Annotated in this window: 16 protein-coding genes; 15 read left to right on the top strand and 1 reads right to left on the bottom strand. The window is 37.7% G+C overall.

The genetic code is table 11. The features are described from left to right. The first annotated feature begins 1 nt into the window (after nucleotide 1). The 3 genes from BUR11_RS04495 to BUR11_RS04485 all read left to right on the top strand — a co-directional run bounded on the left by BUR11_RS04495 (nucleotide 2) and on the right by BUR11_RS04485 (nucleotide 2,309). Complete coding sequence (locus tag BUR11_RS04495) at nucleotides 2-289, top strand: Trm112 family protein (protein ID WP_074223610.1); 288 nt, start codon at nucleotides 2-4, stop codon at nucleotides 287-289. 75 nt (nucleotides 290-364) lie between these two features. Further along, entirely contained in the window at nucleotides 365-1,288 is a 924-nt protein-coding gene (locus BUR11_RS04490; protein WP_074223609.1) for an alpha/beta hydrolase, read from the top strand. A gap of 331 nt (nucleotides 1,289-1,619) precedes the next feature. Beyond that, the gene (locus BUR11_RS04485) at nucleotides 1,620-2,309 is read left to right on the top strand and encodes an HAD family hydrolase (RefSeq protein WP_074223608.1); all 690 of its coding nucleotides are present in this window, start codon (nucleotides 1,620-1,622) and stop codon (nucleotides 2,307-2,309) included. Between the two features lie 210 nt (nucleotides 2,310-2,519). On the opposite strand, the gene BUR11_RS04480 is transcribed toward BUR11_RS04485, so the two are convergent. After that, on the bottom strand, nucleotides 2,520-4,265 hold the full coding sequence (locus BUR11_RS04480; RefSeq protein WP_074223607.1) for an ABC transporter ATP-binding protein: 1,746 nt from the start codon (nucleotides 4,263-4,265) through the stop codon (nucleotides 2,520-2,522). Between the two features lie 208 nt (nucleotides 4,266-4,473). Here BUR11_RS04480 and BUR11_RS04475 point away from each other — a divergent pair, with 208 nt between their 5' ends. The 12 genes from BUR11_RS04475 to BUR11_RS04420 all read left to right on the top strand — a co-directional run bounded on the left by BUR11_RS04475 (nucleotide 4,474) and on the right by BUR11_RS04420 (nucleotide 15,107). Further along, nucleotides 4,474-5,835: a tyrosine-type recombinase/integrase gene (locus BUR11_RS04475; RefSeq protein ID WP_074223606.1), complete on the top strand. Its 1,362-nt coding sequence runs from the start codon at nucleotides 4,474-4,476 to the stop codon at nucleotides 5,833-5,835. A 114-nt stretch (nucleotides 5,836-5,949) separates the two neighbouring features. Beyond that, complete coding sequence (locus tag BUR11_RS04470) at nucleotides 5,950-6,411, top strand: WapI family immunity protein (protein WP_074223605.1); 462 nt, start codon at nucleotides 5,950-5,952, stop codon at nucleotides 6,409-6,411. 159 nt (nucleotides 6,412-6,570) lie between these two features. Then, nucleotides 6,571-7,440: a leucine-rich repeat domain-containing protein gene (locus BUR11_RS04465; protein ID WP_074223604.1), complete on the top strand. Its 870-nt coding sequence runs from the start codon at nucleotides 6,571-6,573 to the stop codon at nucleotides 7,438-7,440. A 159-nt stretch (nucleotides 7,441-7,599) separates the two neighbouring features. Next, nucleotides 7,600-9,183, top strand: a complete 1,584-nt coding sequence (locus BUR11_RS04460) for a sulfatase-like hydrolase/transferase (RefSeq protein ID WP_143185837.1) — start codon at nucleotides 7,600-7,602, stop codon at nucleotides 9,181-9,183. Nucleotides 9,184-9,306: 123 nt separating this feature from the next. Further along, a complete protein-coding gene (locus BUR11_RS04455) occupies nucleotides 9,307-10,038 on the top strand; it encodes a DUF6966 domain-containing protein (RefSeq protein WP_143185835.1) in 732 nt (243 codons plus the stop codon). A gap of 153 nt (nucleotides 10,039-10,191) precedes the next feature. Beyond that, a complete protein-coding gene (locus tag BUR11_RS04450) occupies nucleotides 10,192-11,022 on the top strand; it encodes a hypothetical protein (RefSeq protein ID WP_143185833.1) in 831 nt (276 codons plus the stop codon). Nucleotides 11,023-11,191: 169 nt separating this feature from the next. Continuing rightward, nucleotides 11,192-11,617 carry a YIP1 family protein gene (locus BUR11_RS04445; RefSeq protein ID WP_074223601.1) on the top strand — a complete coding sequence of 142 codons (426 nt, stop codon included), beginning with the start codon at nucleotides 11,192-11,194 and terminating at the stop codon, nucleotides 11,615-11,617. A gap of 262 nt (nucleotides 11,618-11,879) precedes the next feature. Beyond that, nucleotides 11,880-12,248: a type II toxin-antitoxin system RelE/ParE family toxin gene (locus BUR11_RS04440; protein ID WP_074223600.1), complete on the top strand. Its 369-nt coding sequence runs from the start codon at nucleotides 11,880-11,882 to the stop codon at nucleotides 12,246-12,248. Then, on the top strand, nucleotides 12,245-12,535 hold the full coding sequence (locus BUR11_RS04435; protein WP_074223599.1) for a helix-turn-helix domain-containing protein: 291 nt from the start codon (nucleotides 12,245-12,247) through the stop codon (nucleotides 12,533-12,535). Before BUR11_RS04440 ends, BUR11_RS04435 begins: the two co-directional genes overlap by 4 nt. A gap of 185 nt (nucleotides 12,536-12,720) precedes the next feature. After that, the gene (locus BUR11_RS04430; RefSeq protein WP_143185831.1) at nucleotides 12,721-13,371 is read left to right on the top strand and encodes a hypothetical protein; all 651 of its coding nucleotides are present in this window, start codon (nucleotides 12,721-12,723) and stop codon (nucleotides 13,369-13,371) included. A 165-nt stretch (nucleotides 13,372-13,536) separates the two neighbouring features. Then, nucleotides 13,537-14,160 (top strand): hypothetical protein, encoded by a 624-nt coding sequence (locus BUR11_RS04425; protein WP_074223597.1) that lies wholly within the window; start codon nucleotides 13,537-13,539, stop codon nucleotides 14,158-14,160. A gap of 149 nt (nucleotides 14,161-14,309) precedes the next feature. Beyond that, nucleotides 14,310-15,107 (top strand): hypothetical protein, encoded by a 798-nt coding sequence (locus BUR11_RS04420; protein WP_074223596.1) that lies wholly within the window; start codon nucleotides 14,310-14,312, stop codon nucleotides 15,105-15,107. The last annotated feature ends 172 nt before the right edge of the window (nucleotides 15,108-15,279 follow it).

The following is a 15,279-nucleotide window of genomic DNA, read 5'->3' as shown; positions in this document are numbered from 1 at the left end:
CATGAATCGAAAATTAGTAGATAAACTTTGTTGTCCTTTTGACAAAAGCGACTTAAAGATCCAAGTCATCCAAGAAACTGAGTATCAGGAAATCATAGAAGGATTACTCACTTGCGAATCCTGCCAACGGTATTTTCCGATCATCTATGGGATTCCCATTATGACTCCAGATGAATACCGGGAAAAAAGTTTGGAACTACCCAATTTGGAAAGATGGGGATTAGAAATAGATACAAAAACTAACTCTTTCAAAATAGCGGGACCAAAAACTACCAAAGAACTCAAATAAATGAGTATTTTAAACCCTCAAAACCAAATTGTTTGGAGAGTTTATCTTTCCAATTGAAGCCCAATAAATGAACCTATGAAATCACTATTTTTCGGTCTCTTACTCAGTATGACCTTTAGCAGTTCTTTTGCTCAAGAAATCGTTTTACCACTATGGGAAGGCACTCCACCCCTTCAAACGGATATGGGTTTGGAAGAAAAAGCCGTGGAGCAAGGAATTATTCGAATTGAAAATGTTCAGATTCCTCAGATTGAAGTCTTTTTACCAAGTAAGCAATCACGAACAGGACAAGCAGTAGTCATTTTTCCTGGAGGTGGATACCATATTCTAGCTTATGACTGGGAAGGAAGGGATTTTGCCAAATGGCTAAACACCCAAGGAATAGTTGGAATTGTCGTTAAATACAGACTCCCCGATTCCAAATCACTGACAGATGGGAAGGAGGTTCCCTTACTCGACGCACAAAGAGCTATTCGACTGGCAAGACATCATGCAAACGACTGGCAAATAGATCCAGACAAAATCGGTGTCTTGGGATTCTCTGCTGGTGGACATTTAGCCTCGACAGCAAGTACCCAATATGAGCATGAGGTGGATAGACCAAAAGATGCGATCGATGCATTACCGGCACGTCCAGACTTTTCAATTTTAGCTTACCCGGTTATTTCATTCAGGGATGCCAGTGCCCATTCAGGATCTAGAAGAAACTTAATCGGAGAAAACGCTCCACAAGAGTTGATCGATCGTTTTTCGGGTGAACTGAACGTCACTGAAGACACCCCTCCTACGTTCTTGGTACATGCACAGGATGACAAAGGGGTTCCGATCGAAAACAGCTTTTTATATTACAAAGCCCTTCATGCCAAGGGAGTTCCTGCTTCACTGCATATCTATCCTACCGGTGGACATGGTTTCGGCTTTGGCCTAGGTAAAGGCCCTGTTTCTGGATGGAGAGAGGTGTTGTTGGATTGGATGCAGTCTTTGGAAAGTGGGCAGTAGGCAATCACAGTGGGTAGTTATACCAATTAATCAATCGTTGGCAACAAAACCTCTTCGGGATTAAATGTCATTGGCACAGGGTGAAAAGCAGAGGAACGAAGCTCGTAACCCTGTGTAAACAATTTCGAAGTCCATTGCCACCTGCCCTGAACCTTGGTAGGAGATGAATCGTGATCACAAGAGGAGGGCTAGAAAGCAATTTTAATCAAAAGCTATCTATTTTGAACAATCGAATGATTTTTTGGTTTTAAAGTATCTTTATTTTTAAAATGGAACTAATCATTTTATTCCCTAATCCTCAATTTTTACAACATCTCAATTTTAAAATTTCATGATTAAAGTTATCGCTTTCGACGCAGATGATACCCTTTGGGTCAATGAGCCATTTTTTCGGGAGGCTGAAGAAAAATTCACGGAGATGTTAGAGGATTTCATGCCTCAACACAGCTCTTTAAAGGAATTATATCATACTGAGATTGAAAACATTAACATCTATGGCTATGGCATCAAAGGCTTCATGCTATCTATGATTGAAACCGCCATTCGGGTATCTGAAAAGAACATTCCATTAAGCATGATAGAGCGAATCATGGATATTGGAAAAGAAATGATGAGTAAACCAGTGGAAATGCTTCCCGAAGTAGAGCAGGTCTTAAAAGAACTGAGTTCGGATTATAGACTGGTAATGGCTACCAAAGGCGACTTGGTAGATCAGGAAAGGAAACTCAAGAAATCAGGTTTAGAGGCTTATTTCCATCATATAGAAATCATGAGCGAAAAAAAGGAAACTGATTTCCTAAAGCTCATCAAGCATTTGGATGTTTATCCATCCGAATTTTTAATGGTGGGAAACAGCTTAAAATCAGATATACTCCCTGTATTAAAACTCGGGGGTCATGCCATTCATATCCCATTTCATGTGACGTGGAAGCATGAAATGATCCACCATGAAATTGAACACGAACACTTTTATCAAGCCGAACAGATTTCAGATATAATCCCTTTGATCAAGGAAATGTGAATCAGTGGTTAGTGGTCGGTATTCAGTTGGCAGTTCTCAATACTTCAGATTTCCTATTTCGTACTACCTACTTCTCACTTCAACTATCAATCCCCCTACCCCCTTTTCAAAGGGGGAGTTGGCAGTCTTACTCTTAACTTTTAGTTCTGAATACTGGGACCTGAACACTCTAAACTGATTTATGACTTCTTACATCATACATCTTATATCCTATATTCTCGCCTGATAAGTATACAATTGATAATACCTTCCTTCCAAAGCAATCAATTCTTCGTGCTTCCCTCTTTCTACAATCTTGCCTTGTTCGATCACCAAAATCTGGTCTGCCTGTCTGATCGTGCTCAATCGGTGTGCAATCACAAAGGTGGTTCTTCCCTTCATCAAGTCTTTTAAACTCGCTTGAATCAAAGTTTCTGATTCCGTATCCAAATTTGAAGTAGCCTCGTCCAAAATCAATATTCTTGGATCAGCCAAGATGGCTCGTGCAATGGCAATTCTTTGTCGCTGTCCGCCGGAAAGCTTCACCCCTCGTTCTCCTATCAAGGTTTCCAAACCATCTTCAAAGCGATCTGTAAATTCCTGTACATGTGCTGCATGAACTGCCTGAAGCAATCGTTCCTCCGAGGCATCAGGTCTTGGGAACAGAATATTTTCCCGAATAGTCCCTTCAAAGAGGAAATCATCCTGCAATACCACACCCAATTGGGCCCTGAAAGAGTCCAGCGTCACCGTAGCCAAATCATTTCCATCCAGGTAAATACTACCAGAGTCTGGAGTTAAGAACGTAGCTGCCAGTCCGGCAATAGTAGTCTTTCCTGAACCTGAAGTCCCTACCAAGGCAGTCACAGATCCAGCAGGTGCTTCAAAACTTACCTCTTTCACCACCTCTTTTCCTTCTTCATAAGAAAAAGAAACTCGGTCAAAAACCATATCTCCTTTAATTTTGGCCAAAGACAAAGTTCTCAGGTTATCGTCTGCCTCCAAAGGAGTATTCATGATTTCCTCAGTTCTATCTAATCCTGCAAAAGCTTCAGTCAACTGGCTTCCAATGTTTGACATCTGAACAATCGGAGCAATCATAAATCCCAAGTAAAGGGTAAAAGCCAGGAAATCCCCAAATGTCAATTGCTCTTGCATGATCATATAACCGCCCAAACCCATGATCCCTGCAGAAGCTAGCCCAAGCAATAAGGCTCCTGCAGAAGTCACAAAGCTGGTAGCCGTCAAACTTGCCTTTACATTCAAAAACAGCTCTTCTACCCCTCTGGCAAAGGTTTTGATTTCCTGTTGCTCGGCATTAAATCCTTTGATCACTCGTATTCCTCCCAAGGTTTCGGTAAGCCTTCCTGTCACCTGCGCATTAATCTTTCCTCTTTCCCTGAATATCGGTCGGATTCTTCCAAAGGCTTTTAAGGACACCAAACCGAAAATCACCACAGGAAGCAGCACAAACAAGGTCATTTTAGGAGATATGCTGATCAGTAAAAACAGCGAAATGATAGCCGTCAAGATCCCCCCTACCATTTGGGCAAAGCCCGTTCCGACCAGGTTCCTCACTCCTTCCACATCCGACATGATTCTGGACACCAATTCTCCAGTTTTAGTATTATCAAAGAATCGGATAGGAAGTTTGATGATGTGACTTTGGACCTGGGACCTTAACTTGGCGATCAGGTTTTGTGCTTCCACGCTCAGGATTTGAGTCAGGGCATAAGAGGTGACCGACTGGATCACGATGGCGGTCACAACGGCAATAATCAACCATTTGAGCATGGTCAGGTCATTGCTGGGTATCACATCATCTATCAGGTATTTACTGGCTCCTGGGAGCACTAGGCTGGCGAGTCTACTGATAATGATCAAAAAAAGACCTAAAAATAAATGCTTTCTTCTGGGCCAGATGATGGTTTTAAATACCTGACCCATGGTCACTTTGCGTGCTGCTTTTTTAGCCATGAAATAGTGCGTTAAGATTGGTAAACCTGAATTCAGGGAATTCAGTTCAGCTTGTAATTTAAATCTAAGAACATAAATCTCGAATTAACTACTCAAGGAATAACTACGATATCAATAATACAATAATTAATAGATGAACTAATTATTTAGAATTATTTCGCATATTTACCATATAGCTGTATATACGCAACTTTTGAATATTTTTTTAATGAATAAAGCAGTTGAAATAGAAGTAAAGGGGAGAAAGATTCTCTTGAAAATGCCAAAAAATGAAGCTGATATCAGCTTTGTGAGAGGCATTCTTTATTCACGTTGGAATAAAGATCTTTTTCTTTGGGAAATCCCCCATTATCCTGGGAATCTGGAAAAGGTAAAGGGGTATTTTGGTAACAGGATTTCAATACTACAAATCCACTTAGAAATATCAAGCCCAGTTACCAAAAAAGGCGTCATTCAGGAAAATGAGGTAGTAATGGTGCATGCCAACAGTGGACGCATCAAATTGATTTTTGGTTTTAAAATTGAACTAATTAGGTATCTCAAAACAATACCCTATTACAAATGGGACACTCAAAACAAATGGTGGACAATTCCTTATTCCAAGCAGTATGAAGCAGAAGTAAAAAAGAAAATTGAAGAATTAGGTTTAAAACTCATCTTTAAGCAGGAAAAAGCGAATAAAATAAAACCAAAAACCAGTCCTTTATCTATTCCAGATTATAAAAAATGTCCAGAGGCCTATGTGAACAAGCTTAAAGAAAGGAGATATAGCCCAAGTACTATAAGAGCTTACATCCCCCTTTTTGAAGAGTTTATAAACCACTTTCCAGATCTTGAAATAGACAGTTTAGGCGAGAAAGAAATATTGGAATTTTCAAGATATTTGGTAACGGAGCGGAAAGTTTCAAGCTCATTACAAAATCAAGCGATCAATGCAATTAAATTTTATTTTGAAAAAGTAAAAGGTGGCGAGCGTAAATTCTACCATGTGGATCGGCCAATCAGAGAAAAAAAATTACCCACAGTCTGCAGTCAGGAAGAAATCATATCCATTTTTAATGCAACGAAAAACTTAAAGCACAAAGCAATTTTGATGACCATCTATTCTGCAGGATTGAGAGTATCCGAATTAATTGATTTAACGATCAATGACATAGATTCCAAGAGAATGCAGATATTCATCAAACAAGCCAAAGGTAAAAAAGACAGGTACACGATATTATCAAAAAGAACATTAACAATTTTAAGGGAATACATCAAAAGAGAAAGACCTATATATTACCTTTTCGAGGGACAAGGGAGTACAAAAGAGAAACCAATAAAATATTCCACTACCAGTATTGAATCCATTGTAAAGGCAGCAGTATCAAAAACCAACATCAGAAAAAAAGTAACACCTCATACACTAAGGCATTCCTTCGCTACCCATCTTTTGGAGAATGGTACTGATCTCAGATACATCCAAAGTTTGTTGGGGCATGAAAGCCCAAAAACAACACAAATTTACACCCATATTACCACAAAAGGATTTGATCAAATACAAAGTCCCTTGGATAAATTGGACATTTAACTAAGTTTACTAAGTTAACATAAATGAGAAATATCACCAACTACCTGTGGATACCGATCCTATTTCGGATGATATACCCAATTGGGGATATACAAACGTTAGCGCCAATGTAAAATGACCGACAACGAAACAATATATTTTGAACTAAAGGACAGCGGAGACTTCATTAGAATTGAATTGATGAATTTGAATTATCCAAACGCTGAACTCGACTGGGACAGGAATTGGATTAAATCAAATGTGATCGTCAAGGCAGGTGGTTTCTCAGGACAATTTGAGTGTGACTTAATGACTACTGACTTTGAAAGATTCAAAAAAAGTCTTTCGCAGCTTTATGACAAGTTGGACGGAACGGCATCCTTTAATACAATGGAAGGACAGGTTGAAATAAAAATTAAAGGAGATGGGATCGGACATTTTGAAGCTGACTGCTCTGTAATGGACGATGCAGGAATAGGAAACAAACTTGATTTTGAGATAAATTTTGACCAGACAATTATTTCCGAAATGGTAAGACAGCTTAACGATATAACTAAAACCTATCCAATTTCAGGCGACTTGAAAATCAAAAAATGAATACAAACACTGGCGCTAACAATACCTAAAGCTAATGCGGTCATTTCGCCTTCGGCAGACTATGATACGGTTGACAATGTCGATCTCGGTTCTTTAAGAATTCACGCAAAGCCGCACTAGCTTTAGCCAAACCGTTATGCACAATAGCAAGACACGACAATGAAACATCATTTTGGAGATTTTTTAGACAGGACGGGCGACTATTGGACGACAATTCCAAATAGAGAAAGATTTGCATTTATAGCGGACTTTGAAATTGCAAACAAAGACGAAGTGAAAATCTTAACCATAAGTAAGACTCAAGAAAAAGAGCATTGGGAACAAGTTTTTGAATGTCAAAATCTTGAAGAAATGACTCTACACGACCCAAGTAAAGAACAAGTTCAAGCAATTCGTAAATTGACAAATCTCAAAAGAATTAGGGTAACATTTTTCCGAGCTAAGGACATTGAATTTCTTGGTGACCTAATAAATTTAGAAGAAGTTATACTTGAATACGTTTCTGGCTTTTCAGACTTGACACCATTAATTAAATTGACAAAATTAAAATCTTTGCATTTTGAGAATCTGCGTAGAGTTTCAAATTTTGACGGATTAAAAGGACTTAATAGTTTAAGGTATTTACATATTGACGGAACACTTGACTGGAATCAACCGATAGAAAACTTTGAGTTCTTAAAGGGACTTCCAAACCTTGAAGTTTTCTCATTAGGTTTTATTATTAGCAAGACAGAATTTCCTTCATTTCTACCAATACTACATTTGAAAAAATTAAAGAAAATTAAAATTGGACGGGCAACATTTAAGACAAATGAATATGCCTTTCTTCAAGCAGCTTTTCCGAACTTTGAAGGCTGTTCGTGGGACTTATGTTGGGATTATCAGGACAATTTTGAATTTTTAGGCAAACGAGCAGGATTTGTAAAAAAGAATAGCCCAATTGCAAAAGAACGGTGTGACGAATTTGTAAGGACATTCGAAGAAATGAAAAGAGAATCAGAAACAATAATCAAAAGCTACTGTGCATAACAGCACCTACCCAAAAGTGGCGGTTCAGTGGTTAAATCAAGCTTTGTGCTTCTATCAAAGTTTCTGCCTGCATGACAGTGAAGTGCTTCGAAATCACCACCTTCGGGTAGCTGCAAAACGTTGTGTTTCATGCAAGATTAAATATAAAATGGTAATAATATGAAAAGAAAAGCTCTCCATTTAACGTTAATCGGACTCTTTCTGGTTATAGGATATTTTGAATCAAACGCCCAAAGTTTTAATCGAGCGATTAAGACGGTCGAGAATTTTGAACCCTCGATTCCTCACCCTGAACAAGATAAAGACATAACTCAAAAACTAGCTGAGCTTGAGAAAAAAACGGGTAAGAAACCAAATATAGTATGGATCATTATTGATGATTTGGGGTATGGAGAACCTGGCGCTTATGGAGGTGGAGCTGCTATTGGTGCCGCGACACCAGCAATGGATAAACTGGCTGCTGAAGGTTTAAAATTGACCTCCTGTTATTCCCAACAAACCTGTACCCCAACACGGTCAGCCATTTTAACAGGAAGGCTTCCTGTTCGCACGGGATTAACTCGTCCTATATTGGCAGGCGATAAGATAACTAAGAATCCATGGGCCGATGAAGTAAGCCTACCCAAACTACTGAGCGACAACGGCTATTATACCCTGCTTACAGGAAAATGGCATGTGGGTGAAGCTGAAGGCATGCGCCCGCACGATGTAGGTTTTGATGAATATTACGGCTATTATCCGGCCCAAAAAGAGATTACTCAAGGAATTGACCCAAGACGTTTCCCTGATTTGGTGCTTAATGAAGAACTTATTAAAGCGTTTGAAACTATTCGTCCAGCTAATCACTTGACGCATGGCTTTAAAGACGGGACAACCAACGAACTGGAGGAAATCAAAAGCCTGGGAGACATGGGACGTGCTGACCATAAATTGGCCGATTTTACCATTTCTAAGATTAAGGAATTGTCTGGATCGGATAAGCCCTTCTTTATTGAGCATTGCTTTATGAAAGTGCATGCCGATAATTTTGACAACCCTGATTATCCAGGGCTTAGTGCTGCCAAATACCCCTATAAAAATGCTGTTGTTGAAGTAGACATGCATATTGGTCGAATTCTTAAAGCATTGGAAGAAGCAGGTGAATTAGAAAACACTTTTGTCTTCGTCACTTCAGACAACGGCCCGCAAATGGATGCCTGGCCAGATGGTGGATATACTCCGTTTAGAGGAGCTAAAGGAACAACATTCGAAGGTGGTGTTCGCGTACCGGGTATTGCCTATTGGAAAGGAATGATAAGCCCTGGAAGAGCAAGTGATGATGTTTTTGATTTAATGGATCTGTTCGGCACTAGCCTACGCCTTGCAGGCATTTCTCAAGACGAACTCCCTGATGACAGATATTATGATTTTATTGACCAATCAAGTTTCCTGTTTCACGATAATGGAAAGGGGAATCGGGAATCGGTTTATTTTTGGTGGGGTACTGAACTGATGGGCATTCGAATGCGAGAATACAAAGAACACATTAAAGTCATTATCCCACAAGCACCTCATATGTGGATTGACTATGCAACTATTCAGGATGTTGGCCTAGCACCTTGGCTGTTCAATTTATACATAGACCCAAAAGAAGAAATGCCTGTAGGGCATCGTAGAAATGCCTGGTTAGCTTCTTTAGGTGCACAGTTGAAATCGCATGCGGCAACATTCAAAAAGTATCCACCAAAAAACATTGGGCTGTAATTGGAATCAACTAGAGTTGAAATAACACCTGAAAATAAAGCACGAAAACACAACAATGTGTATGGTGCATAGCACCCTGTGGGATGCTACGACACCATACACAAACCGTTGTATGCAAGCAGAATGACAGACCATTATAAAATATCATTAAGAATATTAAAACGACTTTTGGAAGAGTCTGATAATTCACATTGGGCTAATTGGATAAGTACGGATATTGAACTGTGGGAGTCTAAAAAAGATGTAAAACATCATCTAGGTGCGTACGGTGGAATGGGGTCGATAAATGACTTATATGTTGGTGGAACTGACAAACTGGGTATTTGGAACAACCAAGTATTTGACACAATCAAAAACCTATGTTGGAGTTTAGCGAAACACCGGATTGACACTGCACCAACATCATTAAAATTTTACCAATACGGAACTGGGCAAATGAGTGGATGGCGATGCAGAAATTGCGGACATTCAAGGCTAGATGAAAATCAAATTGAACAATATCTTTCTTTTAAATTTTTACCAGAACTGATAACGGATTTGATTAAGAAAGACGAACTGGAAAACCTCTTACCAATTTCTAATTGGATAGATACAGAAGAAATTGAATCTGTACGCATAAGAATTAAAAAGTATTTGACTACATCCGAAATTGAAGTTTCAAAATTCCAAAGTTGGTTAAAGACTTGCCCTAAATGTGAAAGTGATGATATCTGCGTTTACAGATGGGAATGGGGTGATACAGAGAAAACGATAATCGAGTCAAAGGACAATCTGAAAATTAAAAAAAGCCAGCATACAACAATGGCTATACCCAAAAAGGGTTTCATTGCTAAATTGAAAAGTTGGCTGTCATAACATACCCGCCAAATCGTTGATTTGGCTTTTAAAATAAATAAGATAAAAACAAAATGCAACGCTTTGGCTCAGTGCAATCCAAAAGGTTTTCTCTTAGAAATCCCTTACTGGGCATAGCCTAACCGTTATGCACCATAAATACAAGACGAATTAATGAAAAGAATACTAACCGCCCTAATGCTCGGAACTCTCATTTCCTGCAATCCGAACATTGAACTGAGCAAGATTGTCCCAACCGAAGTAGATCAGTTTGCAAGAACATTCATCACAGATATTCAACAAAATCAAATTGACGAATGTCTAACCAAAGTCGCTGAGAACATGCAGAACGAAGAAGGCCGAACCTTCATGTCTAACATTGCATCTGGAATCAGTTCACTACAGTTGGACTCGCTGAACATGATAAATGGTCGATATACTTCTTTCATGGGCGACAATCCAACAACAAACTATATTGTTGAGTACGAACAAGAACTTGATGAACAGTCAATCTATTTCTTCTTCAACATCTTAAAAGAAGGGAACAAACTAACAGTAACAGGATTTGACGCAAGATGGATGGAAGCACCCTTGTCGAAAATCCATGCCTTTACGTTTTCTGGAAAGCCTGCTATTAACTACATATTTTTCATCCTGGCTATTGCCTCCGTTGGTTTTGTCATTTTCACTTTAGTAGCGGCTATTCGAACACCAATGAAACGTAAATGGCTTTGGATTATAGGAATCTTGTTTACATTTATCAAGTTCAAACTGAACTGGACAACTAGCGAATTTGACTTTCAACTCATCAGTTTTCAACTTCTGGGAGCTGGCTTTTCTAAGTCGGGTTTAGTTGCTCCTTGGTTCTTAACATTTTCAGTTCCTGTTTTTGCTATTGCTTTCTGGATTAAGAAATTTCAGAAGGAGAAGGAACAGGCTCAAGATGAGAAAATGGCGAACATTATTGCCCAACATAGCAAGAACGAAGAGGGTAAAGGTGCATAACATTTGCTATGAATGAATGGGGTTTTATCGGTCAGGATAGTTTGGCGGCACTTGGAAAGGCCGCCACAAGTTTTAAATTTAAATCAAGGCGTGGCTATGTGCGAGACGAGAGATTAGTGCTTTCTAATCCCCACTCATCATAGCTGGTCGTTATAGCGCATACTAGAACATGAATCCATACAAAAGCATTTGGATTAACCCTAGAGTTACTTTTGAAGAATTAGCAAGTAGAGAAAAACAACCTTTTCTGATACTGCCAATAATAGGAAACGGTTTAATCTTCGGGTTAGATGCATATCCAGATATAGCCTCTATTTTTGATGAAGGAGGAAGGATTTGGGCTTTCTTTTTTGCATTGCCTTTAGGTATTGGATTATCTTTCTTGATGCTTGGCTTAATTATACCAGGACTTATTAAATTTTGTGGCAAGATTTGGAAAGGAGAATCCACTCTAAGAAAAATGTCCAATATTTGCTCCCTTTCGTTTTTCCCATTGAATATTGTCCTAATCTATCAAATTTCAATTTTTATTTTCGGGGTAGAACCAAAGTTGGAAAATATAAATTATGGGATAATTTATTTGCTCTGGCTTTAGTCATTTGGTCTCCTAATTATTGGAGTAGCTAAAATTCAAAAATTTAAGTATAGCATAGCTTTGTTAAATATTCTGGTAAGTTATTTGCCAATTTTAATTTTTGGCTTGTTGAGAAATTGAAAAAAGGAGGATTGTAATGTCCTAATTTTAATCTATTGAATTAATGGATTTCAAACTAACCTAAGATGTTTTTGAAAGTCAATTACTCAAATAATAGGCTTTCGCAATTTGAGATTAGTAACTTTTAAGTTACATTTACGTTATGGAAAAAGTAAGGGAGGTCATTGCTTATCAGGACCATTTTGAGAACTTTTTAAAAGCCCAAACAGAAAAAGTTCAAAACAAGGTTTTTAAGGTCATTGAAGCGATTGAAACTTTGGAAAGAGTTCCAGAAACTTACCTGAAAGCTATCAAAACAAAGAAAGGGCTATATGAAGCCAGGGTTCAGTTGGCATCTAATATATGGAGGGTGTTTTGTTTTTTCGATGAAGGAAAGCTAGTGATACTTCTCAATGGCTTTCAAAAGAAAACCCAAAAAACACCAACCAAGGAAATCGAAAAGGCTGCCAAACTGATGGATGAATATTATGCTGAAAAGGAAGTTAAAAAAGGAAAAAAGAAAGGAAAATGAATACAAAGAGCTGGAAAGATATCAAAGATGATGTGTACGGGGTCAAAGGAACCGAACGCAGGGATGAATTAGAAAGGGATGTTGAGTCATTCAAAATTGGCTTGCAATTAAAGAAGGCAAGAGAGGACAAAAATCTCACCCAAGAGCAATTAGCGGAATTGGTGGATAAGAAAAGAACCTACATTTCAAGGGTGGAGAACAACGGAAGTAACTTGACACTGAAAACCCTCTATGAAATTGTTGAAAAAGGATTAGGTGGGAAGGTAAAAATCTCCATTGAACTCTAAAAAAGGAAATACGCGCTATAACACCACCTTAGAGGACAACGGGCTGAACCGAGTAAAAATGAAAATCTATCCCTTTAACAAGTTAGTTGTAGGCTGGAAGCGAAGGGCTCCGAATGCCCACCGTCTCCAAGCTGAGGACCGTTAGCAGAAAATCAAAAAAAGAAAAGTTGAGACCGAGGAAATTCATGATTTTAAAGATGATACTTTTACTTAGTTGTAAAGGTAATTATGTGTATGAAAATGAGGAAATTACCTCGCTTTCAAAAACTCTTCCAGAGGTATTTGAATCATTTTATTATTCAAACTACTGTAAGTGGATTGAAGATGATTTAAGTAGTTTTTATGATACAATTCCATTCAATGAAGACGATAATTCATCGGAATTGATTTTCAAGGAGCTTGTAGAAAAGAAATGTAGAATTAGTCATATTGCAGAATTTGATGGTAATTTGATTTCGTTACCTGAAGTTATTAAGCAAAATCATTGGTTAATTAATATCTATGATACTAGTGATATTGTTTACTTTGATTTGACTACCACAAAGAACTTTGCAACACTTAAGTCAAGATATATTGGTTTTAATAGTCTTTACTTAAATGAAAAATACAGAATTGAACCGATAGATTTTAAAGAAAATTATACCAATGAAAATTTCAAGTTTAGATCTGAAATTAGTAGAGTGAGTTTCAACGACAGCCTTACTCAAGGTTTTTACTACATTACCATTTGGAAAGATGGTGGTTTTCAAAAAACTGGTACATCTACATTAATTCTGATTGAAAAAGATAAAAGTAAGTGGAGGGTTAAGGAAATTAAGTATTACAGGAAGGGATAAAATGAATTCTGCTAACATCACCTTGGAAGACAGCGGGCGGTTCCGAGTAAATAGAAAGTTTAGGATCTTATATGAGTTAGGAGTAGGCTGTAAGAGAACGGCTCCGATTGCCCGCCGTCTCCAAGCTGAATCCCGTTGGCACACATATAAAAAAACGTTTCTAAATTGAAAAATAAGGTAATTTTAATATTTCTACTACTAATTTCATTCAGCGGATTTACTCAAAATCTGACTGAAAAAGAATTCGTGATTCTGACTTTTGAAATGGACAGAAATAAAGATTCTCACGGAACTTTTATTTACTATTGGATTGCGGAATTGGAAAAGTATGAGAAAGTAGATGAATATAAAGAACCTAAAATCTCTTCCCTTTTTCTACACGAATTTTATGGGAGCGAACAATTGGAATCTTGTTGTCTTGGAAAGGTTTCTTATCCTTATACAATGACTACTGATACGGAATTCAATTTTCCTGATAATTACAGCGAATATCTTACTGAATTGCGAGTATTAGTTAAAAAGAATAGGAAGAAGATCCAGGAAATTAAAAAGGAATGGCAAGAAGGCTACCGTGAAGAAGTAAGAGTTTACGCAACAGCGATACGAGGCAAATTGTGTACGTGTGAATTTGGGGGAAACACATATTTAACTACAGGTGAACAAATCAATTTTCCAAAAGGGAAGCATGAAGTTTTAAAAGATTACTTAACACAGGAGAAAAATATTTTACTTTTTAAAGATTTTTCTGGTTTTGACTTCTCCAATACGGACTATCGGACTGGAAAATAAACGTGTGCCAACAATATATAAAAACAATGCTTAAGCCTGTCTCGAATCGAAACTCCCTTCTCTCTTGCTTAGCGGATTGTCCTGCGGACAATCCAGCTCGCCAGCTAGCACAATTTTTTATACGGGACGTTATGTGGCATTGAAATAATATGAGGTACCTATTCCTAATTTTCTTACTAATTTCAATTGATGGTTATTCACAGGACGAGCAGAAATTTTATGTAGATGAATTACTTGAGAGAATTCAATATTTAAATAACCCTAATTCAAATGATACACTCTGCATTTTTGAAATAGAAAGAGCTAAAAAAGATATAGAAAATGGAAGGGTTGTATTCACCCAACCTATTGGGTTTCTTTTTGGAGATATTCGATATGAAAGTGAGTTAAGGAAACTTTGCAAAGAATATGGATTGACATTCGATTTTGACTTAATAAGTGATGTAATTTATGAAGGTCAAACACAGGGTTGTTATGGGGATTTCATGGATAAAGTAATTATTGAGAAATATGGAATAGGCTTCAAAGAAGATCTGCATGAAAAAGCTGATAGTCTTTTCTTATTTCGTACTCAATCAGAAAATATACTTGTGAGATATTGGGATTGTGACGAAAGGCCAAGACTACCAAAAGAATTAGAAAGAAATGGAGATTATTTAACAACTATAAAAGTAAATAATCTAAATATCGTGGAAGATAAAACTGAATACGGAGGTTGGCCTTTTTTTGACATAGGCTTTATAATAGAAAAAGACAGCACAATCTCAGACTTTTATATAAGCAATTTTGTGCCTCATTTGGAAGAGAATAAGAAATTTAGAGATTATTTATTCAAAATTGCGGTAAAGGAACTAAAAACTAATTATTCAAGATGGATACCCGGAAAAATCAAAGGTATCCCGGTTAAAACCGATAATAATGTTAGGATATTTTTTGCGAAAGAATAATAAACACCACATAACATCACATATAGCTTATGCCGGTTGAACGTCTTAAAATAAGGTTTTCGCTCCTAAGCAGGCTTTGGTTTCAGGGGGGAGAAAGTGTTCCGAAACCGCCAAAAGCCATATGCAAACCGTTAGGTGCAAGCTGAAAATGAAATGACGTACTTCAATTCAC

It is taken from the genome of Algoriphagus halophilus, assembly GCF_900129785.1.
In the GTDB taxonomy this organism is placed as follows: domain Bacteria; phylum Bacteroidota; class Bacteroidia; order Cytophagales; family Cyclobacteriaceae; genus Algoriphagus; species Algoriphagus halophilus.
This window is presented reverse-complemented; position numbering and strand designations above follow the sequence as displayed.